Source organism: Mucilaginibacter gotjawali (genome assembly GCF_002355435.1).
Classification (GTDB): domain Bacteria; phylum Bacteroidota; class Bacteroidia; order Sphingobacteriales; family Sphingobacteriaceae; genus Mucilaginibacter; species Mucilaginibacter gotjawali.
On record NZ_AP017313.1, the window covers coordinates 4555554 to 4577793 of the forward strand.

Sequence of the window (22240 nt, forward strand, 5' to 3'; positions counted from 1 at the left end):
GATATGCAAATGTGCAGATGTGCGAATGATGGATTGATGTCCAAACATTCGCACATCTTCATTTGAGCTATCCCGCATTCATTGTCCTCAAAATCCGCATATCCGCACATCCGCACATCTACTCCGCCTCCACATCAATCCCTATCTGTTTTAGCAATAACGATGCGTTGAAGGTTTTGCATTCCCCGTGTTTCATTTTATAATCAAACAGCATTTCGCCATTGACTACCTGGATATCAAAATAAAAATTGCGGATATAGGCTGGATATTTCTTTTCCAATTCGGCGATCTGCAGATCGTGGGTAGCCACCATGCCTACCGCTTTTTTACCGATGAGCCGTTCAATTACCGCTTTTGAGCCCAGGTATTTATCAACCGAATTGGTGCCCCGCAGCATTTCGTCAATCAAAAAGAAAATCTTTTGGTCGCTTTCAACCGCCTTCAGTAGCATTTGCAGCCGGTCCAGTTCGGCCTTAAAAGTGGAGGTGCTTTCATTTAAGGAGTCCTTGATGCGCATATAGGATAGAATGGTCATTACCGAGACTTTCATGTGCTGAGCACATACAGGCGCGCCGCAAAGCGCCATTACCGTATTGATACCCGCAGTACGTAAAAAAGTACTTTTACCGGCCATGTTGGAGCCAGTGATGATATCAATATTAAAAGCACTATCCAGCTCATAATCGTTTTCAATCCTTTTTGCCCTGCTGATGAGCGGGTGGGCCAACCCTTTTGCGGTTAACGTATAAGCAGGGCCATCGGCAATTTCCGGGAAACACCAATCGGGGTAATTAATGTGCAAACTTGCCAGGCTAACCAATGCTTCATACGCTGCAATCACATCAAAAGCTGCTTCAAGGTTTTTATCGTTATTGCGCTTCCAGTTTTCTATGGCGATGATCTGGCGGATGTCCCACAGAAAAAACACATTCAACACAAAACCAACAATTAAGTTTAAGTGATAATTGAGTTTATTGATGAGGCCGGATAATTCTTTGATCTGCGCCGATGTATTACCGGTTGCTAAACGTTCCACCAGGTTTTTGCAATAGCCCGATGCCCACTGCTCCTTTTCAATTTTCTCAAAAACAATGGCATAGTTATTTAAGGTATCCCCTATTTTTCCGGCAATCAGGTCGGCTTTTTTTATATAAGACGCTTTTGAGGACACGATACCCAGGTTAAAAAGGCCAACAAGTACCGCTACGGTTCTTAACACAGGAAAAAAGTAGCTTGCTATAATCAGCAGCACCAGTAAATAAGGCGCAATTTTTGCATAAATACCAAGCCATTTTTCGCCTGGGAGTGCTAAGGGAATATGCAGGTATACAAAAAGGTTTTTGAGTTGATTTGTCTCGGCTTTATTGGCAAATAACAACAAGGCCTGCATTTCAAGCTTCCAGGCATTTTTGCTAGAGAGTTCCTTTATAGCTTCCTGCCGTGCCAGGATAACCTCTTTTTCAGCAGGAGCGCTAAGCCATCCGGCAAGCTTTTCGTTACCGGTGGGGGTAGCAGCGCGGTTAAGCAGTTGGAATAGCGAGGCATTGCCAAAAATATCCAGGTCGGCGCTGTAAAAATGCCTATCATCTGCAAAACGGCTGCCGTTATCGTAAATATTTGAGTAGTTTAAAATACTTTCAATTTCATTTTCGTTGACTTTCTTCAAGTCGAGGAAATATCTTTTTTGTTTTTCGAAAACTGATTGTCGCGATACCAGCCAGGCAAAGCAGAATAACGAAATGATAAATGAAATGGCCAGTACGGTAAAATCATCCAGCGTAATGGCAAAATATAGGGCTAATACCAGCAAAGCAAATACAACTAAACGCATAAGCGAATACCCATTTGCCAGTTCTTTAAATTTATCAGCCTGCTGCTGTGCATTTGTTACCCTTTGGGTGTAGTCTTTGATGATATCCATTTTTTGTTGTAAAGTTGCAATGTTGAAAGGTTGTAAAGTTTTTTTATTCGGAAAATCAATATGGATTATAGATCAACATATGTCGTTTTTATTTAGCGTTACTATAACATTTCAACTTTGCAACGTTACAACATTTCAACATAAAATAACATTCCAACTTTACAACATTACAACTGCCGCTCATGAAGATCACTTTTATAACCGTTGGCAAAACCGTTGACAGCTACCTGAAAACGGGTATCGATATTTACGTCAGCAGGTTAAAGCATTATACCAAACTTCAGATTATTGAAATTGGTGAACTAAAAAACACCAAAACGCTAACCCGCGACCAGCAAAAAACAAAAGAAGCGGAACTGATCCTTAAAAAAATCTCTCCCCTTGACCACGTGATCCTGCTCGACGAAAATGGCACCGAACTTACCTCGCAGCAATTCTCAGCTTATATCAATAAAAAAGCAATCAGTTCAACCTCAAACCTGGTTTTTATTGTAGGTGGCCCTTATGGCTTTGATACGACTGTTTACCAGCGGGCTAACGATAAGATCTCCCTATCGGCCATGACCTTTTCGCATCAAATGGTACGGCTGTTTTTTGTTGAACAACTGTACAGGGCCTTTACCATTATTAAGGGTGAGCCGTATCACCATGAATAGTGAGTCGGTGAGTGGTGAATAGTGAGTGGTGAGTCAATGTCGTTTACTTAGGGGATATTTATTTTTATAAATTGTTTTTTACAGTAGATATACAGCTCCTCTTTTGTAAATATTGCGATGAGCAACACGTGCAACACCCTGCAAAAAACCAATAAATTTTTGATTATCAATTATTTAAATGAGGACAAATTTTTTTTCATTGACAAAAATCTGTCAGCACTTTTGAAGTTTTTGCGCCGTTCAGGCAATTCCAACATCCCCCCGAACCTTAAGCAGGCAGCATCGATTGGTGAGTGATAATTTAGAAATAACCCATCTAAGAATAGGGTACGCCCAAACATATTGCCCAATGTCATTAAGTTAGGGAAAAGGGAAGGGAATTAATATCGAATAATGAATTTTGAATGTCAAATTTCGAAGTTTCTTACTTTATTATTCAATATTCGACATTGGGTGTTCGATATTAAAATCCCTTAACTTAATGGCATTGACATTCTGCCTCATAGAGGCTACCGCTTTGTAGCACACCTCACAAAAAAGAAATATTGCCATGTCAGTGGCTACCCTTCGCAAATTGGCCCATGGTTCAAAAGCCTACTACTCACCAACTGACCCATACAGGCAAATCGTCAGTTTTCTGTAAAAATAGCGTTTCAGGCACCCAGGGGGCACATTTCGTTAAACGAAAGTCTTTATTTTTGAGAAAAGATATTGACCCATGCATCAAATTTTACCAGAACTGCTGTCCGTAAAATTCATTTTATTTTATATCCTCATCATTTCTACCGCCATTGTACACTACCGCGGAAAAGTAAGGTATAAGTTTTTCAGGCAGCTAACTGATCACTCAACATTTATGGCGCCCATTAATATCCCAATGTATGCGTTGTCAGGCGTTGAGAATAAACCGTATATCAGCCAGGCAAATTTCCCGCAATTAAGTTTGTTGAAAAACAACTGGCAAACCATCAGGGATGAGGCTTTGCAGCTGGAACGCGAAGAACTGATAAAAGGATCGGACAAGTACAATGATATGGGCTTCAACTCTTTCTTCCGCCGCGGTTGGAAACGTTTTTATTTGAAATGGTATAATGATTTTCACCCATCGGCCAAAAAATATTGCCCGCAAACTATCCAGCTGATCAAAGAGATCCCCGAAGTTAAAGCAGCCATGTTTGCCGTATTGCCTGCCGGAAGCGAACTTTTGCAGCACCGCGATCCTTATGCGGGCTCCCTTCGTTACCACCTGGGGCTGATCACCCCCAACTCCGAAAACTGCCATATTGTGGTTGACGGGCAAAGTTACGCATGGAAAGATGGAGACGATGTACTATTTGACGAAACCTATGTGCATTATGCGGAAAATAAGACAGATATTGATCGCATCATCCTGTTTTGCGACATCGAGCGCCCTGTAAAAACTATTTTTGGGCGCGCCTGGAACAAATTTTTCGGCTGGTTTATTATGGCAGCGGCTGTTTCGCCTAATATGGGTGAAGACAAAACCGGCAACATTAATAAAGCTTTCAAATATGTTTACTCCATCCGCCTGCTGGGGAAACGCATTAAAGCATACGACCGCAATGTGTATTACGCTGTAAAATATGCGTTACTGTTGCTGATATTGTACCTTATCTTTTTTTGACAATATTTTAATTTACAGTTTTTTACTAATTTTGCCGGATGTCAGACGGTCACGATCATTCGCACCACCACCATCACCACGATCATACCCCTAAGCTCGATCATCTGAATTCGGCTTTTATTATCGGTATCATTTTAAATTCAGCATTTGTAGTCATCGAGGTTGTGGCTGGTTTTTTAACCCACTCCCTCTCGCTGCTTACTGATGCAGGCCATAATTTAAGCGATGTAGCGGGGTTAGCCCTTGCATTGCTTGCCTTTAAATTAACCAAGGTAAATTCAACCAGCAACTATACGTACGGATTTAAACGATCAACCATTATGGTATCGTTTTTTAACGCTTTGATCCTGTTTGTTGCGGTTGGATTTATCGGCTATGAGGCAATCACCCGCTTTATTGAACAGGAGCCCGTAGATGGCGGCACAATGGCCTGGGTGTCACTTATAGGCATTGGCATCAACGCCTTTACTGCCTGGCTTTTTGTAAAAGACAAGGATAAGGACCTGAATGTAAAAGGCGCCTATATGCATATGGCTATTGATGCTATCGTATCATTCGGCGTGGTGATATCCGGTATCATTATCTATTTTACGCACATCTACTGGATAGACAGTGCGGTGAGTTTAATTATTGCTATCGTTATATTAAGAGGAACATGGAGTTTATTAAAGGACAGCCTAAGGCTTGAAATGGATGGCGTACCTACTAAAATAGACCTGGAAAATATTAAAAATGAATTGTTAAAAGGCAAAGGAGTTGTAGATGTACACCATATGCACGTTTGGGCGCTGAGCACTACTGAAAATGCCCTGACCGCCCACATTGTGATCGCCCCGGAATATATTTCAACTTTTGACGCCATAAAACGCGATTTGAGGCATCGTTTAGAACATCTTGATATCAACCACTGCACCCTGGAGCCGGAATTCTCGGAAGCGGAATGCAAACAGCCTGATTGCTGAATTCCTGCTAATTCTCTGACATGACGTTAGCTTTAACAAGGTTTTGGTTTGAATTTGAATCAATTAATAACGATACTCCATACTATTTAGCGCTCGGATGCGGTGTAACTGCATACAGTTACGAGGATGCAGTTCATTTATTGGATAAACTCGTGTTTGAGGGTCGACCTATATCGAAAATCAAAAAGCACATTGAAAATATTGATATTTCGACTTTAGACGCTGATCATATCTTACCAAATATGGTCAGACCGCCAAATTTGAGAGGTATTTGGTACCCTCAGGGATTTTAAGCAAGAAACGGAATTGTCTGTATAGGTATAAAATAAAACGCCCCGGAAGAACCAGGGCGTTTTTATTTATGTTGAATTTTTTGTTAAGCTTTTTTAGCCGCCGGTTTTTTTGCCTTTGCAGGCGCTTTTTCAGCATCTGCTTCTTTAGCAGGTTTTGCTGGCGCTTTCTTAGCAGCTGGTTTTGCCGGTTCTTCCACAACAGCAGGTTCCTCTGCTGGTGCAGGCTCTTCAGCCACCGCTGTAGTTGGATCTGCTTCTGTAAATAATGGCAGGTCTTTTATGATGGAATACCAGTTGAGTACCTTTTTCATATCCGAGGCGTAAACCTTTTCCTCATCATGGTCAGGCGCTACTTCCCTGAAAAAATCCCTTAGCTTTTTACCGTCAGCCTTGGCATCAGGTACGCTCGCCGAATTTTTCATCCTTTCAAAAACATCCACCAGCTTAATGTCTTCATCTTCCCCAAAAAGGGTAATTTCATTCAGCGCCGCAATTTTTGCGGTTGATATATTGGCCACCATTTTGGTTTTCAGCACATCAAGGCTTTCCAAAATATAGCCGGTTTTGTTTTGCGCCAGCGCTTTCCATAGTCCAGGCTTACCTGATACTGCTACTATTCCCAGTAAATTCATTCTTTATTTTTTAAATAATGATCAGCGTGTAACCGGAGATTAGAGAGCAGCCTAAAACTAATCTCCAGTCTCCAGTCTCTAATCACTAATCCTCGATTACCTCTATCCCTAAAATTTTATCACCACGCTGAATAGCGTCAACCACGTCAACATTTTCAACTACTTTACCAAACACGGTATGTTTCCTGTCCAGGTGAGCGGTATTAGTACGATTATGGCAGATAAAAAACTGCGAGCTGCCGGTATTAGGGCCTGCATGCGCCATAGATAAAACACCACGATCATGATATTGGTTATCGCCGGTTAATTCGCAATCAATTTTATAGCCTGCGCCGCCAGCACCGGTACCGGTTGGGTCGCCGCCCTGCACCATAAAGTTAGGGATCACACGGTGAAAGATCACATTGTCATAGAAACCTGATTTAGCTAATTTTTTAAAATTGGCTACAGTGTTCGGGGCATCCTTGTCGAAAAACTCAACAGTCATGTCGCCCTTTTCGGTTTTAATAATGGCTTTGCTCATTTTTAATATTTAATGGATGGCAAAGGTAGTAAAAAACAAGAAAGGTAAAAGAGGGGAAAAGAGGTAAAAGCGGAAAGGTTAAAGGCGAAAGCTGAAAGGTAAAAGGTGATCGCATAAAATTGTTACTTATATTTTTCAAAGTAGGCTGTTATCGTCTGGTAGATTTCACTGTCTTTACCGGCCACAAACCGGGTACTGATATTTATATCGACGCCATGTTCCAGCGCAAACCTGATAAATATACCCCCATTTTTAGAGCTAGCAAAATCCATATATAAAATGTCTTTCCAATAAACAGTTTTGTTGCCAATAAAATATTGAAGTTTCTCATTGTCCAGTTCAAGGGCAATTTCTCCCCGCCGCAGCGGCAAAATGTATTTGTGTATTAAATAGGTGAGCATTCCGCACGTTGTAAGAAAGCCCAAACCAACACCCATCCAGGCCGCGCGATCAGCCGTATTAGTCGCCAACATCATAACGGGGAAACCCAACATTGGTAAAAAGAAATTATACTGATATACCAGATTTGGTACTTACTGTAGGGGTATTTTATAACATCCATTTTTTTATTTTAGGCTGACAAATATAGAATTAATGGGGTCTCTTTTATTGTTGAACCCTGAGCATTATCAACTTTTTAAAAGTTGCCAAATCTCCTCCGCCTAAATTGAATAATACCCTATCCAATTATTCGTTATATTTGAACGTGGCAACAAGCGAAATTATGAAATACAAAAAACATCCTTCACCTTTTACCTTTCAGCTTTCGCCTTTCACCAAATACCTTTTAGCTTTCGCCTTTCTGCTTTTACCTTTAATCAACAGGGCTGCATCGATATTAATCCCTATGGATGAGGACCAGAAGGACCACCTGAAATCATACGGGATTGCATTTTGGGTACTCAAAAACGGTGAAGAAATTGACTGGCTGCTCAATTACCGCGGCGGCAGTTTCCTTGCCAAATATGAGCAACGGATTGAGGATGAATGTAAGATCCGCGGTGTAAGTTACGAAGTGATCCCCGATGGCAAAGTAAACCAGATCATTACCGAAGTAAGCGATCCTTCCGTAAATATGGATGTGGTAAAGCTTGAAAAAGCGCCGAAAATTGCCGTTTATTCGCCCAAAAATAAGTTGCCCTGGGATGACGCCGTTACCCTGGTGTTAAAATATGCCGAAATACCTTATGATGTTTTGTACGATGAGGAAGTAATTCGCGGCGACCTGCCCAAATACGACTGGCTGCACCTGCACCACGAGGATTTTACCGGCCAATACAGCAAGTTTTATGGCGCCTTCCGCTTTGCCGACTGGTATAACGAAGACCAGAAAATACAGGAGGCCATGGCGCATAAACTGGGCTTTAAAAAAGTATCGCAAATGAAGCTGGCCGTTGCCCAAAATATCCGGACGTTTTGTGCCGGAGGCGGCTTCCTGTTCGCCATGTGCTCGGGTACCGATACTTTTGACATTGCGCTCGCTTCGGCCAATACCGACATTTGCGGACCGATGTTTGACGGCGATGCCGCCGACCCGGATGCGCAATCCAAACTGGACTTTACGCAAACGTTCGCTTTTCAGAATTTTACACTGGATATGAACCCCATGTCGCACCAGTTCAGCAATATTGATGTTACTGCCACCCGGCAGACAGACCGTACAAAAGATTTTTTTACGTTGTTTGATTTCTCTGCAAAATGGGATGTAGTGCCCAGTATGCTCACCCAAAACCATGATAAAGTGATCAAGGGTTTTATGGGTTTAACTACTGCCTTTAACGAAAAAATGCTGAAGCCCGGCGTTACCATTATGGGCGAAATGAAAAGCAATAATGAAGCCCGTTACATCCACGGCGAATATGGCAAGGGCCAATGGACATTTTATGGCGGCCACGACCCTGAAGATTACCAGCACATTGTAGGCGACCCTCCTACCGACTTAAAATTACACCCCAATTCACCGGGATACAGGCTGATCCTGAATAATGTATTGTTCCCCGCAGCAAGGAAGAAGAAGCAGAAGACCTAAAGAACAGCCCCCCGGCCCCCTAAAGGGGGAGTTTAAAGGGCGTTTAATCATCCTGCAAATCAAAAGCTCCCCCTTTAGGGGGGTGGGGGGTCTTGGCCGCTAATTATAAAACGCCCATGACACCCCAAACTTTAACAAATGGTCCTGTTGCGGGTATTTGTAAACGGTATAATAACCTTTACTTAGCAGTCCCTGGTTGGCATAATCATACATGATAAAAAAGTTGGTATGCTGCAATGTAGCTTTCAAAAACAGGGTGGCCACCGGGAAGGATGAAAAAGTAACATTGGGGCCGTTATAAAACTGACCCAGGCCCGGTGCATAGGATGGCGCTACATATTGAGTATTGTAGCGCACGTCAATGCCAATACTGGTATTCAATACATCAAAATACATCCCCTTGTAATACAGGCTGCTGTAATTATAAAACTCGGGCGTGCGCAAGGTTGCCTGGTAATCTGTTTTTTGATAAACGGCATAGGTATCAAAATGCCAATGCCGGTACGACAGGCTCTTACCCACGCTCACTTTTAATAAATTAATATCGGAGCCAAGTTGAACCGGGTGCGCATCTATACCATTGGTTTGTGCCGCAAAATACAAATAATCGCCAATCAGGAAGTACTCTGCCTTCAAATCAAACCGCAGGGCGTCATTTATATAATTGAATGAGATACTATTGGTTTTTTGATTATTGAATTTGTTGTGGAAAATAAAGTGATCGGATACCCAATCTGTATAAACCAGCGGCGGCGCGCTGCTTTGTGTATACCCTTCAAAAACTATTTTACCCACTTTGCCACCTCCGGCAAGTGTTAATTTGGCGTCATATAAAAAATTGCCAAAATCACGGCCGGCCGCTATTTGCTGTACATTGCCCTCAAGCAATAACCTGTCGCTGAAACGATAACTTATTTTACCGTTCAAAGTGATATCCTGGAAAGAATTACTCTGCTGTTTTACAGGAAGGTTTACTTTACTGCCATATTGATTTAACGTTGTATCCCGTACATACTGGTTATAAGAATAAATGTCCTGGGTTAAGCCCAGGTCCAGTTTAGCCTCGTTTTTTACCGGCTTATCGCCCCTGCTCCTCAAATAAAAACTGTAGGAGAAACTATTTTGCAAATGGTGCACCGTAGTAGAGTCGCGGGCATAATTTGAATCGAAATAATAATCAGGAAACACGTTATATGTGTCCGCGTCATTTTGCCTGAAGTTGTATTTTTTACTTTCAACAAAAAACGTATAAGCAACGCGCTGCGTTGGTAAAATACTTGAATTGGCGCCCTTCTTTTTAAGGCTGTCAATCCTGCCGATATAATAAAATTGTTTTAAGTAAAAACTGGTCCCCGTCCACTGTTCATAGGTATTGGGCAAACGGGAAATCTCATCGGTTGCTGCCAGTGGGTTTTTCTCTACAAATATCGTATCATTTGATAAGATGGACCCCGTTATGGGCGACTTTAAGTTATTATAAATCAGGTTAGTGAGCAAATTATACCTCTTGTTTTTTGATTCGTACCAACTAAAAAAAGCAGCATTTACGTTACTTACATTCTGGCCCAGCAATGCGCTGCCATAATAGCCCTGTGAACCTGTAAAGTTCAAATTAAAACCTACGTTTAGCTGTGGGTTTACATTTTGAGTATGGGTAACCTTTAAAATCTGCTCTTTATGGCCGCCTGTTACAAAATCAAGTATCGTTAGGGGCACCCTTGCGCGGTAATAGTTAATGTCCTCAGGGTTTAACAAGTAAGGATCAAGCTCATGCTGTCCCACGTCAAATCCAATGGTTTTTGATGGTGAAAACAAAAGGCTCCTTTGGGGCTCCCCGGTGTAACCAAGGCTAATCCTGGGGTCGCGCGGCTGCAGCAACGGGCTGTAATTCTCAAAATTCACAACGCTCGTATCCAGCCTGAATAGCTGCGTGCTATCCCTTAACAGCTTTTCAGTAGTCACCCTGATAAATTTCGAGTTAAAAACTACTGAATCCTTCCTTCTGTCCATTTTTTTCCGCAACGAATCCAGCTGCTGGTCGGCAGTTTCAGGTTTGGAGGTAGTGGTATCATTAAAATTGGGTTTACGCTGCTGCCCGGGATAAGTTGGATTATTCGGATTTGTCGGCGATTGGGCAAAAACAATTTGCCCCGATATGCACATCAGTAACAGGATAATATATTTAAACTTCTCAGGCATCTTTACCGGCTATCAATTCTTTAAGTATCATTGTCATTTTTGGTTCGGCAGCCCTGGCCACTTCCAATATCTCTTCCAGCGAAACAGGTTTTAAAACTTCATTAAAACCTTCATCAGTAAGCACCGATATGGCAAATACAGGCAAACCCATATGGTTGGCCACTATTACTTCGGGTACGGTGCTCATCCCCACCGCATCGCCGCCTATGGTGCGTAAAAATTTGTATTCGGCTTTTGTTTCAAGGTTCGGACCAGTTACAGCAACATAAACTCCTTTATGGCAGGTAATATTGTTGGCCCTGGCAATATCCAGGGCTCTTACTATCAAATCGCGTTGATAAGGTTCGCTCATGTCCGGAAAACGGGGACCCAATTCCTCTTCATTCCTGCCCAGCAAGGGGTTATCGCCCTGCAGGTTGATGTGGTCTTCAATCACCATCAGGCCGCCTTTTTTAAATTCGGGGTTAAGCGACCCGCTGGCATTGGATACATACAGGGATTTTATGCCCAGCATTTTCATTACCCTTACCGGGAAAGTGATCTGCTTCATGGTATAGCCCTCGTAATAATGCAACCGGCCTTGCATGGCAACAACTTTTACCCCTGCAAGTTTGCCAAAAATCAATTTACCTGAATGAAACTCTAAAGTAGAGATCGGAAAATCCGGGATATTGGCATACATCAGTTGTTTTTCAACTTCAATTTCATTCACCAGGCCGCCAAGTCCTGTGCCAAGGATGATGCCGGCTTCGGGTTCAAAATCGCCAATACGGCTTTTAATGTATGCTGTTGTATGTTGTATGCTCTCTAACATAGTTGTTTATTAGCTGGTCAAATTGTTGCCCGCTTTCGTCCAAAAATTCAACCTTTATGGGAACCACAAAAACCGGTAAACTTTCGTCTGCCGGTAAAGGCCATCTGAACCACGAATCTTCTAAACGCTGTGCATCCTTTTCTGTTGTGATGATCAGTTTTTTTTCTGTTTTGCAGGCAACAAACTCAGCGGCAAGTTTAGTGATATTTTTCAAGGTAAACGGGTGATGGTCGGGATATTTATGATGAATAACATGGGTGGTAAACCCATTTAAGTATTGCAAAAGTGGTTTGGCATTGGCAATACCGGTCAGTAAAAACACGGTAGTATCCTTATCAATCCCGGTATTTACAGGTTTACCATCTAAACGCTGCAATGGCTGGTAAGCAATGGTCGAAAAAAACAATTGCTGGTAAGGACCCGGCGCTACCTTTTGATAAGCATTTTCTTTTTGACCGTTAGTTAGCGTTGCCGGGCATTTGGTTACAACAATCACCTGCGCCCTCCAGCGCCCACTGAACGGTTCGCGCAAGTCACCCGCTGGCAATAACAAATGAGGTTCGTTTAACCGGTTATAATCAAACAGCAAAATACCCAGGCCCGCCGTAACGGCCCGGTGCTGGTAGGCGTCATCTAAAATTACCAGGTCGTGTTCCGGCAGCAGTTGGTTCAGTCCTTCTACCCGCTTTTCACAAACGGCCACCGTAATATCAGGAAACTTGTGCTTGAACTGAGCCGGTTCGTCGCCTATTTGGTTGGAAAGTAGTGAGTAGTGAGTGGTGAGCTGTGAATTTTCGTTTTCTTTTCCTGACTCCTGATTCTTGATTCTTGATTCTCCAACCAAATATCCTTTTGTTTCCCGCCCGTATCCACGACTTAACGTAGCCAGTTTGTAATCATCCTTTAATAAACGGATAAGGTATTCAGCCATCGGGCTTTTGCCTGCACCGCCAACATCAAGGTTACCTATAGAAATTACCGGTTTATCAAATTGATAGCTTTTAAAAAATCCCGCATCATAAAACCAGTTGCGGATAATAACCACCAGCCCGTACAAGAGCGAAAAAGGTAATAAAAGCCAGCGCAGGTATTTCATATTTCGCTGTAAAGATAGGAAAAGGGATTTATTGGGGATTAAAATTAGACTTCGGACTATATCAACTCAATACCAGGGATAAATTGAAAATGTTTTTTATTAAGCGTGTAAAGGGGAAGGTTATAATAGAGTGCGGTAGATGCAATAAGCGTATCTGCGATACCTGGCCGATGACTTAATGTATAGGTTTTGAAAAGATCAATAAAAATATCTGTTATATCTGAGCTGATGGGTATTGCTGTATATTTATTTAGCTGTTTTTCAATTTTCGCAAAATCGGCTTTATCTTTTGCGCCAACAATAAACTCAGCAGTCGTAATAGCACTTACGTAAAATACCTCAGATTTTATCTGCTCAACCGTTTCCTTTACAGCAAGATTTCCCCTGTAAAGTTCAATAAGAATATTAGTATCAAAAATCACCATTTGGAAGGCCAGGCTTTGTCCCTTATTTCTTCAATCGAGGGGAAATCAGGTGCCGCGCCAAAACTTTCGAATAATTCATTTACATTGATTTTTTTTCCCTGGGGCGGCGAAGGATGAACTTCTTTTTTTGCATTACCTACTTCCACTACAATCACCTCAACCTTTTTTCCAAAGAATTTTTCGGGTATATCAATGCTGTGATTTTTTTTATCGGGAACTAAAGCTTGCTTGTACATTATTCTCTCTGTTCTTGTGCGTAAAACAAATATACATAATTCAGGGGCAAAATTCAAACCCATACAAACTCCTTATGCCGGAAATCAGAAACACCTACAATGCCTTTAATAATAACCCAACAATCGCTGCCACTCCAATAATATAAGGTTCCTGCATTTTTTTAAAGTAGATGAGGGCTAAAACCGCAGCCAAAGCAATCGCCGCTGTCGGAATATCGACAATTGAACGCATGCCAATAACAATAACCGATCCGACCAGCGCACCAATTACCGAAGCGGTAATACCATCCACAAATGCTTTGATACTGGCATTTTTGGCGATCTTTTTAAACGAAGGCGCCAGTGCGACCGTAAAAAGATAACAAGGCAGAAAAGTTGCCAAAGCTGCAATACATGCGCCGGGGAAACCGGCTACCAGGTACCCAATAAACCCAACCGTTATCACTACCGGGCCGGGGGTGATCATGGCCACGGCAACGGCATCAACAAACTGGTGTTCATTCAACCAGCCAAAATCTTTAACCACTCCACCATGCAAAAAGGGAACGATAGCCAAACCGCTGCCAAACACAAAGGTGCCTGCCTTCACAAAAAACCAGGCAATATTCCACAGGGTTTTATCGTCGTAGCGCCAGAAACCTATGCCGAGTAAAAGGCCCGCGGGCGCAACAGCCGGCTTTTTCATCCATCGCGGGGGTGCCTTAATCACCATGTATAATAGACCGCAGCCGATAAAAAGCAAAATTTGCTCCTGTTCCGTTATTACAGTTATCAAAATGGCAGCAATATAAAACAGCCATAACAACCATTTTGATTTTACGGCAGTCCATTCAAATTTGCTGATTGATTTTATAGTGAGTTTATAGGCGCTCATCCCGATGATGCCGATCACCGCCGCCCCTACCCCATAAAACACCGCCTGCATCCAGGCAAGCCCGCCGTAAAGCTGGTAAGCCATGCCCAGTAAAACCACCATAAAAAATGAGGGCAGCACAAATGCCAGCCCGGCAAGTGTGGCCCCTAAAAACCTATGGTGAACAAACCCGATATAGATCCCCAACTGTGCAGCCAGCGGGCCGGGCGCCAGTTGCGCCAGCGCAAGGCCTTCTTTGTATTCTTCTTCGGTAAGCCAACCTTTATTTTCAACCAGGTCGCGGTGCATATAGCCAACCAAAGCAACCGGCCCGCCGAAGCCCCAGGTGCCCAACTTTAAGAAGTATTTAACAAGCTCATAAATGGAATAAACTGGCACCTGGTTTGATATATTTTTTTCCATTTTCTGGTACTGATACCTAAAGATAATAGATTTTCACCTCAACTCCCAAAATTCCGGTCAAAACAAACACACCCGATAACTCTTACTTAATGATCTCAGCTACCGGCAACATCTTTTCGTCGATCTTCCCATCTACAACAGAGACATAGTATGCATGGCTTTTATCATCAATAGCTACAGTGCGCACAAATTGTTCATTTTCAAAAACCACGCCGGCCAGGTCGTCGATAGCGTAACCCGGGCTTAGCCTGCCTCTCAAAATATTGTCGAAATAAAGCGGTTTGCGCATAGGTTCGCTTTGGTAATGCGGGCAATGGCTGGCAGCAATAAATGCCAAACCATGTATAATAGCCAAATTCTTCGGCCGGGAATCTGTTGTACCCCCATCAAACCAGCATAACGAGCCGGCACTGCCGCCTGCCATGATGATCCCTTTATTGTAGGCTTTTCTCAGCACGGTATCAATGCCCTGCGCCTTCCATATGGCCAGCATGTTCAAGGTATTGCCGCCGCTTACAATGATGGCATCCATGCTCAGCAGGTTTTCTTCAAAAGTCTTTGGTTCGGTATAGGAAGCTATAAAAGTTTTTTGAACGCAAGCCTGCATCGGCAGGTCCTGGCACACCTCGTACCAGGACACGATGGTAGCGGCATTATCGCCGGTAGCAGTAGGCAAAAAGCAAATTCTTGGATTTTGTTTTTTTGTTAAGGCGATCACATAGCGCATAAATGGTTTGGTAAACTGGCCGCCGTAAGCAAAAATTGTGCGGGTAGCTGGTGTATGGGTGTTTACTTGGGCCATAGCAGTATAACAAAGGGATATAAATATAAGGGCAAAACTGATCTTCTTCATGCAGGGGTATAATTGTGCCGCAATATATAAATTTTAGCAATTGCTTTACAAAAAGTAAATCCCGGCAAATATTTTGCCGGGATTCGTCCTAAAATAAACTAAAACTAAAACTCTTTCCTTCAATCTATTCGCTTCTCAAACTTTTTACCGGGTTTGCAATTGCGGCTTTAATCGCCTGGAAACTTATCGTAATTAAAGTAATAACAATAGCGGCAATTGCTGATATGATAAATACACCCGGGCCAATGGTGATGTGGTAATCATATTTCAATAGCCATTTTTGTAAAAAATAAAAAGCCAATGGAGAGGCTATCACACAACTGATCGTAACGAGCAAAATAAAATCACCCGACAGCAGTAGCCATACCTGGCTTACGCTGGCGCCCAATACTTTTCGTATACCAATTTCTTTGGTGCGCTGTTCTGCAACAAACGCAGCCAGCCCAAACAAACCGAGGCACGAAATAAATATGGCCAGAACAGCAAAAATGCCGGCCAGCTTACCTATCAACTCCTCCTGGCTAAACTTCTCATTATACTGTTTATCCACAAAGCGGTAATCATATGGGTATACCGGGTTGTATTTGTTAAAGATGGGGCTGATCTTTTCTACTGCTGCGTGCGCATTCATCTTGGGCGACAACTGGTATAACAAATTGCCATTCGGACCATTAGCGCTAAAGGTAAACATCGTTGGGTCGGCAGCGCTGTATGGCGAGTTCATCAGTGCATCCTTTACTACACCGATGATCCGGAATTTTTGTCCACCCCAGGTGATGAGCTGATTTACAGGGTTATCAAGCCGGAGCCTTTTAATCGCAGCTGCGTTAAATATTACATTGCTGGTATCCGCCTTTGAGCCTGGCACAAAATCACGTCCCGATTGCATTTGCATGCCTAATGTTTTAAAATAATCATCGGAAACCGTTATACTCCCCATTTCAACCGTTTCGCCGGGTCGCTTGCCGGGAAACATATCCACGTCGGTATGCGACCAAACAGTGGTTGCCGGGCTTGATGATGTACACAATGCCGTTACAGCACCGGTTTGAAGAAGATCGTTTTTAAGTGCGTTAAAATTGCGGGCCAGGTCTGCATTCATATCAGTGGCCATCAAGCGGCTGACCTGGTAACCGATTGGCCTGTCTTTGGCATATTGAATTTGCCTGTATATGATGGCGGTACTGATAATTAAAGCTATTGAGCAGCTAAATTGTGTAACCACTAATATTTTGCGCGATACTGAAGCCGATTTGCCCACCTGGATGGCGCCCTTTAATACCCTGACCGGATTGAATGATGATAAGTAAAATGCCGGCCTGCTGCCAGCCATAATGCCGGTGAGTGAAACGCATACCAGCATAAAAATCCAAAATACCGGGTTTGCATACGGGATGGAGATCAGCGTACCTGTGAGTGAATTAAATGCCGGCAAAGCTAACTGCACCAATAGTATCGAAAACAAAAATGAAATAAAAGTAACCAACGACGACTCTATCAGGAATTGAAAGATCAAATCTTTACGCTGTGAGCCGATGGCCTTGCGCACGCCAACTTCCCTGGCCCGCTTCTCAGAACGGGCAGTCGACAGGTTAATAAAGTTGATGCAGGCTATAAGCAATACCAGCGCGCCGATGAGTGTAAAAATGCGGACATAGTCGATAAAGCCGCTAGCCGCTTTTCCATTTTTGAAATCGCTGAACAGGTGCCATTTTAGCATGGGGTACAAAATAACATTGGAGTTCATTGCGTTGATGTTATCTTTTTCGCCCTTTTCTATATCCCGTATTTTGGCTGATACAGCGCCTAATGAAACGCCGGGTTTTAGTTCGGCATAAATCGCGAAGCTGTTATTGCCAAAGCTGCCGGTGCGCGCCATTTTCACATAGCGCTGCGTTGCTTCGTAATAGCTGAATGGAATAACATATTTAAACTGGAAGGTTGAGTTTGCCGGAATATCTTTAATAACTCCTGTAACTTTTAAATTATCATGGTTATCAACCCTTATCAATTTATTGATGGGATCTGTGTTTCCAAATAAAGCTTTCGCTGTTGATTCCGTTAGCACAATTGAAAAAGGATCTTTTAACGCTGCATCAGCATTTCCATAAATAAAAGGGTAGCGGAACATCTTTAAAAAATCGCAGCCGGCCTGTACTCCATACCAGTAAAATTTCTTATTACCAACCATAAGGCCATGGGCGCCCCAACCATCAGTTTCGGCAACATGGGCAAATTCAGGGATATTATGACGAAGGGCATCAGCAAGTTTTAACGATGTGGACGAGAAGGTAAGCGTATCGCCATTGCTGTTGTAATTGCGCATTACCTGGTACAGCTGCCCGTTACCGGGCAAAAACTGATCATAACTGTATTGATAATTCACCCATAAACCAATTATCAAAGCCACAGCCATCCCGGCAGCCAGTCCCCAAATATTAAGTAAACTATAAACCTTGTTGTGCAGCAGGTTTCGCCAGGCAATTTTTAAATAGTTCTTTATCATGTTCCTTGGCTATTAGTCGTTGATCGATCTTAGCATTTACGGGTTTCCAAACCTTATCGTATTCAGCCAAGAAAATGCCAAACCAATTACAAACTGATTATCAATTAGTTAATCACATTTATCAGGAACTTTATTGTACGTTTTTGATACAGTAGATGTACGGTTATGAAAGAAGTGCAAATCCTTTAAAGCTTCTTAGGATGTTATATTGCGAAACCGTTATGATAACACTCATTTTACAGCGTGCCCGCAATCATTTCTCAACCTTTAGCCAGCACCTATTATTGCACATTAATCTCATACTGAGATATGCAATAATTTATTAATCATTAACACCTATTGACATGAAAAATTACCTATTAACATTTGCATTGTTGGGTGCAGCTGTTTTCAGCTGTATGGCTCAAACTGCGTCCAAATCATCAAACCAGGAAAGTAAATTCAGTATCGGGGTAGATGCCGGCTTACCTACCGGAAATGCCAGCAATGTGTACAATTTCGCTATCGGCGGCTCGGTTAAGTACGAAGCATTGGCATCTACTGATTTTTTTGTTACTTTTTCGGCAGGCTATGAATCTTTCCTTGTAAAAAGCTCGCTGACTTCGCTTGGTGCAAAATCATCTATGGGTTTTGTTCCGCTAAAAGCAGGACTAAAATACTACTTTTCTGAGGGCTTTTTTGGTGAGGCTCAAGTAGGCGCTTCCATCTCAGCAGAAAGCGGTGGTGGTACTGCATTTGCTTTTGCCCCATGTATCGGCTATTCTTTTAATGGCGGTTTTGAAGCTGGTATCAGGTATGAGGATTGGACAAAAAGTGGAAACCTGGGACAGGTTGCATTGCGGCTGGCCTATCGTTTTAATTAATACAACTTTTAATAAAGCAATAAAAAAACCGGGCAAAATACCCGGTTTTTTTATTGCTGTTTTTAAAAATCCGGGAGCCCTGTGTTTAAAAAGAACGGCTTCGCGATAACCAAATGGCATATTTACTTTGGCAAATATTTTATCTTTCCGATTGCTTTTATACCTTAGATAAATTAAAAACGAAAGATGAGGCATACACTTCTGGCCCTGATGTTATTTATAACATCAGTTGCCTTTGCGCAAACTGATACTAAACTAAATGCCATGCTGCAGGATGCTGTAAAAGGATTTAACGGACAGGTGGGTATATATGTACATAACCTGAAAAGTGGTAAAACTGCAGCCTTAAATGCCGATACACTGTTCCCGACTGCCAGCATGATAAAGGTGAGTATACAATGCGGTTTGATGGACAAAATTGAAAAGGGACTGATAAATTACAACCAGAAACTGGTGTACCGCGATTCATTGCTGTATAAAGGCGAAGATATTTTGGGTTCATTTAAAGACGGGGATACGATAGAGGTAAGTAAAGTTGCCCTGCTGATGATCACGATGAGCGATAATACGGCAAGTTTATGGCTGCAAAAGCTGGTGGGAACAGATTACATCAACAACTGGCTGGATGTTAATGGCTTTAAAGTAATGCGCGATAACTCGCGAGCTACCGGCCGCGACGCTATGCATGCCAGGTATGGATGGGGGGTTACTACGCCCTTTGAAATGTGCCGCCTTTTTACCATGATTGCCAACGAAGAGGCGGTGAGCCCTGCCGCCAGCGAAAGAATGATCAGGAATATGGGCCGGATCTTTTGGGATAATACAGCGCTTTCGCAAATCCCTCCGTATATCCATACGATATCCAAGCAAGGTGCGCTTGACGATTACCGGTCGGAAACTGTATTGGTAAACGGGCCGCATGGCGATTATGTTTTTTCCATCATCACCAACCATAATAAGGACCAGCGCTGGACGCAGGATAATGAAGCAGATGAACTGATCCGTAAAGTATCCGCTTTATTATGGCACTACTTTGAACCAAAAAGCGACTGGAAACCGGCCGCAGGAATAGACAAATTTATGAAGGATGAATAATTTTATGCGTTTAACATTAGACAAATCTATCTTCTAAAATGAAAAAATATACGCCGGTCTTCATACTCCTGCTTTGTTTAAGTTCGGGGCTATTTGCACAGCCAAAAGACGAAGGGCATTATTTTACTTCTTTCGACAGCACAAAAATATACTACGAAGTAAAAGGCGACGGCTATCCTGTTTTGCTGATCCACGGCTTTTCGGGTAACGGGCAGGGGCTAAAAACCTGCGTATTTTATGACGATCTGCTGAAAGCAGGTTATAAAGTAATCCTCATCGATCAGCGCGGCAACGGCCGTTCAGACAAACCGCATAATGAAAGTGCCTATGCCAACGATGCCGAGGCCAAAGATATTACCGGCCTGGTAACCTGTTTGCATATTAAACAATATGACGTCGTTGGCTATTCGCGCGGATCAATTATTGCATCCAGATTGTTGGTGCTGGACAAAAGGCTGCATAAAGCAATAATGGGCGGCATGGGTGATGCCTATACCAATCCGGAATGGCCACGACGTGTGCACGCCTACCGCGCTTTAATGGGCGATACATCCCTTCATGACGTGGACGATATGGTAAAATACATCCACAGCCAGCATTTTGATGAACTTGCCCTGGCGCTTCAGCAAAAATACCAGCCATCAACAAGCCCGGCAGAGCTTTCGAAAGTAAAAATTCCGGTTTTAATTATCCGTGGAACAGAGGATAAGGAAAACGGATCGGAAACCGGGTTGAATAAACTGATCCCAGGTTCGGCCCTTACCTATGTCCCCGGAAACCACAACACGGCAATTCATACAAGGGAGTTTTCATATGCTGTAATTAAATTCCTGGCGCAGTAGTTTTTTTAACTGAACAGGTGCCATACATTTTTACAAATTCCTTCGTTAAGTGTTTTTTAATGCTTTCATTTACAAAGGAGAAAGGCTGGTTTTTATTTGGCAATGGGGAAATTTGTTTTACTGCTATTTTTATTTTTTATACCCTGTTTGCTTTTGGCACAGGGCCCCATAGATAAAGGCCATTTTAGTTTTGATACTACCGGCAAAAAGGATCTCATTGATATTGCGCGTGCGCTTATAAAAGACAAACCCAGGTCTGTGATATTTGATGAAAAAAAGAAAATTTATTTCTCATTTTTACCTGTTTCTACATCTATCCCCGGCGGCGGCTCGGCACTGGTTACTTCCACTACCGCCGGCATTTACCTGGGCGACCCTAAAACCACTTATCTATCAACCGTTACTTTTGCGCCGTATGCAAATTTAAAAGGAAGATATGGCATGCCTGTCCGGTCGAATATCTGGCTCAGCAATAATGCATGGGTTATCCAGGGCGATTCCCGTTTTTTGGTTTACCCCCAATTTACCTGGGGCCTGGGCGGCGGGCAGCCCGAAAGCTCCCGGTTTTTAGTAAACTATAACTATATCCGCATTTACCAGGCCGCGCTAAAAAAAATCAAACCCTATTTTTTTGTTGGCGCCGGCTATGCCTTTGATGATTATATTGATATCGAAAATTCCGACAACAGCATTAACAATGGCAATACCATCAGTAGTTTTACCCAATACAAATTTGGTACATCAACCGATAAAAACTCTTTTTCATCGGGCCCTACCATAAACTTACTTTACGATACCCGGAAAAACGACCTTAACCCGCTTCCGGGTACCTATGCAAATGTGGTTTATCGCTATAGTGGTGTGGTGTTTGGCAGCAATAATAGCTGGCAGTCATTATATTTCGACTTTCGCAAATATATTTCGCTTAACCATGGCGGCCCAAAAAGCGAACTCGCTTTCTGGAGTTTCTACTGGACCACCCTCACTACCGGCGCACCATATCTCAACCTCCCGGCAATCGGCATGGATCCTTATAATCGCTCAGGCAGGGGTTTTGAACAAAACCGGTACCGCGGCAAAAGGTTATTCGACCTGGAAACCGAATACCGCGGCGATATAACCCACAATGGCTTACTGGGTTTTGTTTTGTTTGTCAATGTAAACTCGGCCAGCCAGCTAAAAAGCAACCGTTTTGTTTACTGGAACCCCGCAGCCGGCACCGGCTTACGCATCAAGTTCAACAAAAAATCGGATACCAATATTTGTATTGATTATGGTTTTAGCAAAGATTACTCATCCGTAAAAGTGGGACTTGGCGAAGCATTTTAAGCACATCATCAATCCCGGTATCGTGCCTGTTAATTTATATATTCT

The 22240-nt window shown here is 42.8% G+C and carries 20 protein-coding genes; 8 read left to right on the plus strand and 12 right to left on the minus strand.

Annotation, left to right across the window (positions count from 1 at the left end; genetic code table 11):
- Window positions 1–118 precede the first annotated feature (118 nt).
- Complete coding sequence (locus MgSA37_RS20065) at window positions 119–1921, minus strand: MutS-related protein (RefSeq protein ID WP_096354443.1); 1803 nt, start codon at window positions 1919–1921, stop codon at window positions 119–121.
- Window positions 1922–2103: 182 nt separating this feature from the next.
- Here MgSA37_RS20065 and rlmH point away from each other — a divergent pair, with 182 nt between their 5' ends.
- The 3 genes from rlmH to MgSA37_RS20085 all read left to right on the plus strand — a co-directional run bounded on the left by rlmH (window position 2104) and on the right by MgSA37_RS20085 (window position 5184).
- Entirely contained in the window at window positions 2104–2577 is a 474-nt protein-coding gene (gene rlmH, locus MgSA37_RS20070) for a 23S rRNA (pseudouridine(1915)-N(3))-methyltransferase RlmH (RefSeq protein WP_096354444.1), read from the plus strand.
- 718 nt (window positions 2578–3295) lie between these two features.
- The gene (locus MgSA37_RS20080; RefSeq protein WP_096354447.1) at window positions 3296–4222 is read left to right on the plus strand and encodes an aspartyl/asparaginyl beta-hydroxylase domain-containing protein; all 927 of its coding nucleotides are present in this window, start codon (window positions 3296–3298) and stop codon (window positions 4220–4222) included.
- 38 nt (window positions 4223–4260) lie between these two features.
- Window positions 4261–5184, plus strand: a complete 924-nt coding sequence (locus MgSA37_RS20085) for a cation diffusion facilitator family transporter (protein WP_096354449.1) — start codon at window positions 4261–4263, stop codon at window positions 5182–5184.
- Between the two features lie 376 nt (window positions 5185–5560).
- Here the strand turns inward: MgSA37_RS20085 and MgSA37_RS20095 are convergent, their stop codons facing one another.
- The 3 genes from MgSA37_RS20095 to MgSA37_RS20105 form a co-directional block, all read right to left on the minus strand.
- Window positions 5561–6109: a DUF5606 family protein gene (locus tag MgSA37_RS20095; protein ID WP_096354452.1), complete on the minus strand. Its 549-nt coding sequence runs from the start codon at window positions 6107–6109 to the stop codon at window positions 5561–5563.
- Window positions 6110–6194: 85 nt separating this feature from the next.
- Window positions 6195–6632, minus strand: a complete 438-nt coding sequence (locus tag MgSA37_RS20100; RefSeq protein WP_096354454.1) for a peptidylprolyl isomerase — start codon at window positions 6630–6632, stop codon at window positions 6195–6197.
- Window positions 6633–6754: 122 nt separating this feature from the next.
- Window positions 6755–7126 (minus strand): hypothetical protein, encoded by a 372-nt coding sequence (locus MgSA37_RS20105; protein WP_096354455.1) that lies wholly within the window; start codon window positions 7124–7126, stop codon window positions 6755–6757.
- A gap of 353 nt (window positions 7127–7479) precedes the next feature.
- Between MgSA37_RS20105 and MgSA37_RS20110 the strand changes: the two genes are divergently transcribed.
- The gene (locus MgSA37_RS20110; protein ID WP_096357623.1) at window positions 7480–8661 is read left to right on the plus strand and encodes an asparagine synthetase B; all 1182 of its coding nucleotides are present in this window, start codon (window positions 7480–7482) and stop codon (window positions 8659–8661) included.
- A gap of 99 nt (window positions 8662–8760) precedes the next feature.
- On the opposite strand, the gene MgSA37_RS20115 is transcribed toward MgSA37_RS20110, so the two are convergent.
- The 8 genes from MgSA37_RS20115 to MgSA37_RS20150 all read right to left on the minus strand — a co-directional run bounded on the left by MgSA37_RS20115 (window position 8761) and on the right by MgSA37_RS20150 (window position 18066).
- A complete protein-coding gene (locus MgSA37_RS20115; protein WP_232010695.1) occupies window positions 8761–10860 on the minus strand; it encodes a putative porin in 2100 nt (699 codons plus the stop codon).
- Complete coding sequence (locus MgSA37_RS20120; RefSeq protein ID WP_096354457.1) at window positions 10853–11674, minus strand: purine-nucleoside phosphorylase; 822 nt, start codon at window positions 11672–11674, stop codon at window positions 10853–10855. Before MgSA37_RS20120 ends, MgSA37_RS20115 begins: the two co-directional genes overlap by 8 nt.
- Window positions 11637–12770: a tetraacyldisaccharide 4'-kinase gene (gene lpxK / locus MgSA37_RS20125; protein ID WP_096354458.1), complete on the minus strand. Its 1134-nt coding sequence runs from the start codon at window positions 12768–12770 to the stop codon at window positions 11637–11639. Before lpxK ends, MgSA37_RS20120 begins: the two co-directional genes overlap by 38 nt.
- A gap of 56 nt (window positions 12771–12826) precedes the next feature.
- The gene (locus MgSA37_RS20130) at window positions 12827–13195 is read right to left on the minus strand and encodes a type II toxin-antitoxin system VapC family toxin (protein ID WP_096354460.1); all 369 of its coding nucleotides are present in this window, start codon (window positions 13193–13195) and stop codon (window positions 12827–12829) included.
- On the minus strand, window positions 13189–13431 hold the full coding sequence (locus tag MgSA37_RS20135; RefSeq protein WP_096354461.1) for a hypothetical protein: 243 nt from the start codon (window positions 13429–13431) through the stop codon (window positions 13189–13191). The genes MgSA37_RS20130 and MgSA37_RS20135 overlap by 7 nt, the downstream gene beginning before the upstream one ends.
- 94 nt (window positions 13432–13525) lie before the next feature.
- On the minus strand, window positions 13526–14707 hold the full coding sequence (locus MgSA37_RS20140; RefSeq protein ID WP_096354463.1) for a chromate transporter: 1182 nt from the start codon (window positions 14705–14707) through the stop codon (window positions 13526–13528).
- Window positions 14708–14789: 82 nt separating this feature from the next.
- Window positions 14790–15560, minus strand: a complete 771-nt coding sequence (locus MgSA37_RS20145; protein ID WP_197706028.1) for a Type 1 glutamine amidotransferase-like domain-containing protein — start codon at window positions 15558–15560, stop codon at window positions 14790–14792.
- Window positions 15561–15684: 124 nt separating this feature from the next.
- Window positions 15685–18066 (minus strand): ABC transporter permease, encoded by a 2382-nt coding sequence (locus tag MgSA37_RS20150; RefSeq protein ID WP_096354464.1) that lies wholly within the window; start codon window positions 18064–18066, stop codon window positions 15685–15687.
- Between the two features lie 344 nt (window positions 18067–18410).
- Here MgSA37_RS20150 and MgSA37_RS20155 point away from each other — a divergent pair, with 344 nt between their 5' ends.
- The 4 genes from MgSA37_RS20155 to MgSA37_RS20170 all read left to right on the plus strand — a co-directional run bounded on the left by MgSA37_RS20155 (window position 18411) and on the right by MgSA37_RS20170 (window position 22195).
- Window positions 18411–18929 carry a hypothetical protein gene (locus MgSA37_RS20155; protein WP_096354466.1) on the plus strand — a complete coding sequence of 173 codons (519 nt, stop codon included), beginning with the start codon at window positions 18411–18413 and terminating at the stop codon, window positions 18927–18929.
- A gap of 186 nt (window positions 18930–19115) precedes the next feature.
- The gene (locus MgSA37_RS20160; RefSeq protein ID WP_096354468.1) at window positions 19116–20024 is read left to right on the plus strand and encodes a serine hydrolase; all 909 of its coding nucleotides are present in this window, start codon (window positions 19116–19118) and stop codon (window positions 20022–20024) included.
- Between the two features lie 38 nt (window positions 20025–20062).
- A complete protein-coding gene (locus MgSA37_RS20165) occupies window positions 20063–20866 on the plus strand; it encodes an alpha/beta fold hydrolase (RefSeq protein WP_096354470.1) in 804 nt (267 codons plus the stop codon).
- 102 nt (window positions 20867–20968) lie between these two features.
- Entirely contained in the window at window positions 20969–22195 is a 1227-nt protein-coding gene (locus MgSA37_RS20170; RefSeq protein WP_096354472.1) for a BamA/TamA family outer membrane protein, read from the plus strand.
- Window positions 22196–22240: the final 45 nt, after the last annotated feature.

Coding starts and splice junctions, on each gene's coding strand:
- MgSA37_RS20065 (WP_096354443.1), bottom strand. CDS start 1,921: ATGGATATCATCAAAGACTACACCCAAAGGGTAACAAATGCACAGCAG.
- rlmH (WP_096354444.1), top strand. CDS start 2,104: ATGAAGATCACTTTTATAACCGTTGGCAAAACCGTTGACAGCTACCTG.
- MgSA37_RS20080 (WP_096354447.1), top strand. CDS start 3,296: ATGCATCAAATTTTACCAGAACTGCTGTCCGTAAAATTCATTTTATTT.
- MgSA37_RS20085 (WP_096354449.1), top strand. CDS start 4,261: ATGTCAGACGGTCACGATCATTCGCACCACCACCATCACCACGATCAT.
- MgSA37_RS20095 (WP_096354452.1), bottom strand. CDS start 6,109: ATGAATTTACTGGGAATAGTAGCAGTATCAGGTAAGCCTGGACTATGG.
- MgSA37_RS20100 (WP_096354454.1), bottom strand. CDS start 6,632: ATGAGCAAAGCCATTATTAAAACCGAAAAGGGCGACATGACTGTTGAG.
- MgSA37_RS20105 (WP_096354455.1), bottom strand. CDS start 7,126: ATGTTGGGTTTCCCCGTTATGATGTTGGCGACTAATACGGCTGATCGC.
- MgSA37_RS20110 (WP_096357623.1), top strand. CDS start 7,480: ATGGATGAGGACCAGAAGGACCACCTGAAATCATACGGGATTGCATTT.
- MgSA37_RS20115 (WP_232010695.1), bottom strand. CDS start 10,860: ATGCCTGAGAAGTTTAAATATATTATCCTGTTACTGATGTGCATATCG.
- MgSA37_RS20120 (WP_096354457.1), bottom strand. CDS start 11,674: ATGTTAGAGAGCATACAACATACAACAGCATACATTAAAAGCCGTATT.
- lpxK (WP_096354458.1), bottom strand. CDS start 12,770: ATGAAATACCTGCGCTGGCTTTTATTACCTTTTTCGCTCTTGTACGGG.
- MgSA37_RS20130 (WP_096354460.1), bottom strand. CDS start 13,195: ATGGTGATTTTTGATACTAATATTCTTATTGAACTTTACAGGGGAAAT.
- MgSA37_RS20135 (WP_096354461.1), bottom strand. CDS start 13,431: ATGTACAAGCAAGCTTTAGTTCCCGATAAAAAAAATCACAGCATTGAT.
- MgSA37_RS20140 (WP_096354463.1), bottom strand. CDS start 14,707: ATGGAAAAAAATATATCAAACCAGGTGCCAGTTTATTCCATTTATGAG.
- MgSA37_RS20145 (WP_197706028.1), bottom strand. CDS start 15,560: ATGAAGAAGATCAGTTTTGCCCTTATATTTATATCCCTTTGTTATACT.
- MgSA37_RS20150 (WP_096354464.1), bottom strand. CDS start 18,066: ATGATAAAGAACTATTTAAAAATTGCCTGGCGAAACCTGCTGCACAAC.
- MgSA37_RS20155 (WP_096354466.1), top strand. CDS start 18,411: ATGAAAAATTACCTATTAACATTTGCATTGTTGGGTGCAGCTGTTTTC.
- MgSA37_RS20160 (WP_096354468.1), top strand. CDS start 19,116: ATGAGGCATACACTTCTGGCCCTGATGTTATTTATAACATCAGTTGCC.
- MgSA37_RS20165 (WP_096354470.1), top strand. CDS start 20,063: ATGAAAAAATATACGCCGGTCTTCATACTCCTGCTTTGTTTAAGTTCG.
- MgSA37_RS20170 (WP_096354472.1), top strand. CDS start 20,969: ATGGGGAAATTTGTTTTACTGCTATTTTTATTTTTTATACCCTGTTTG.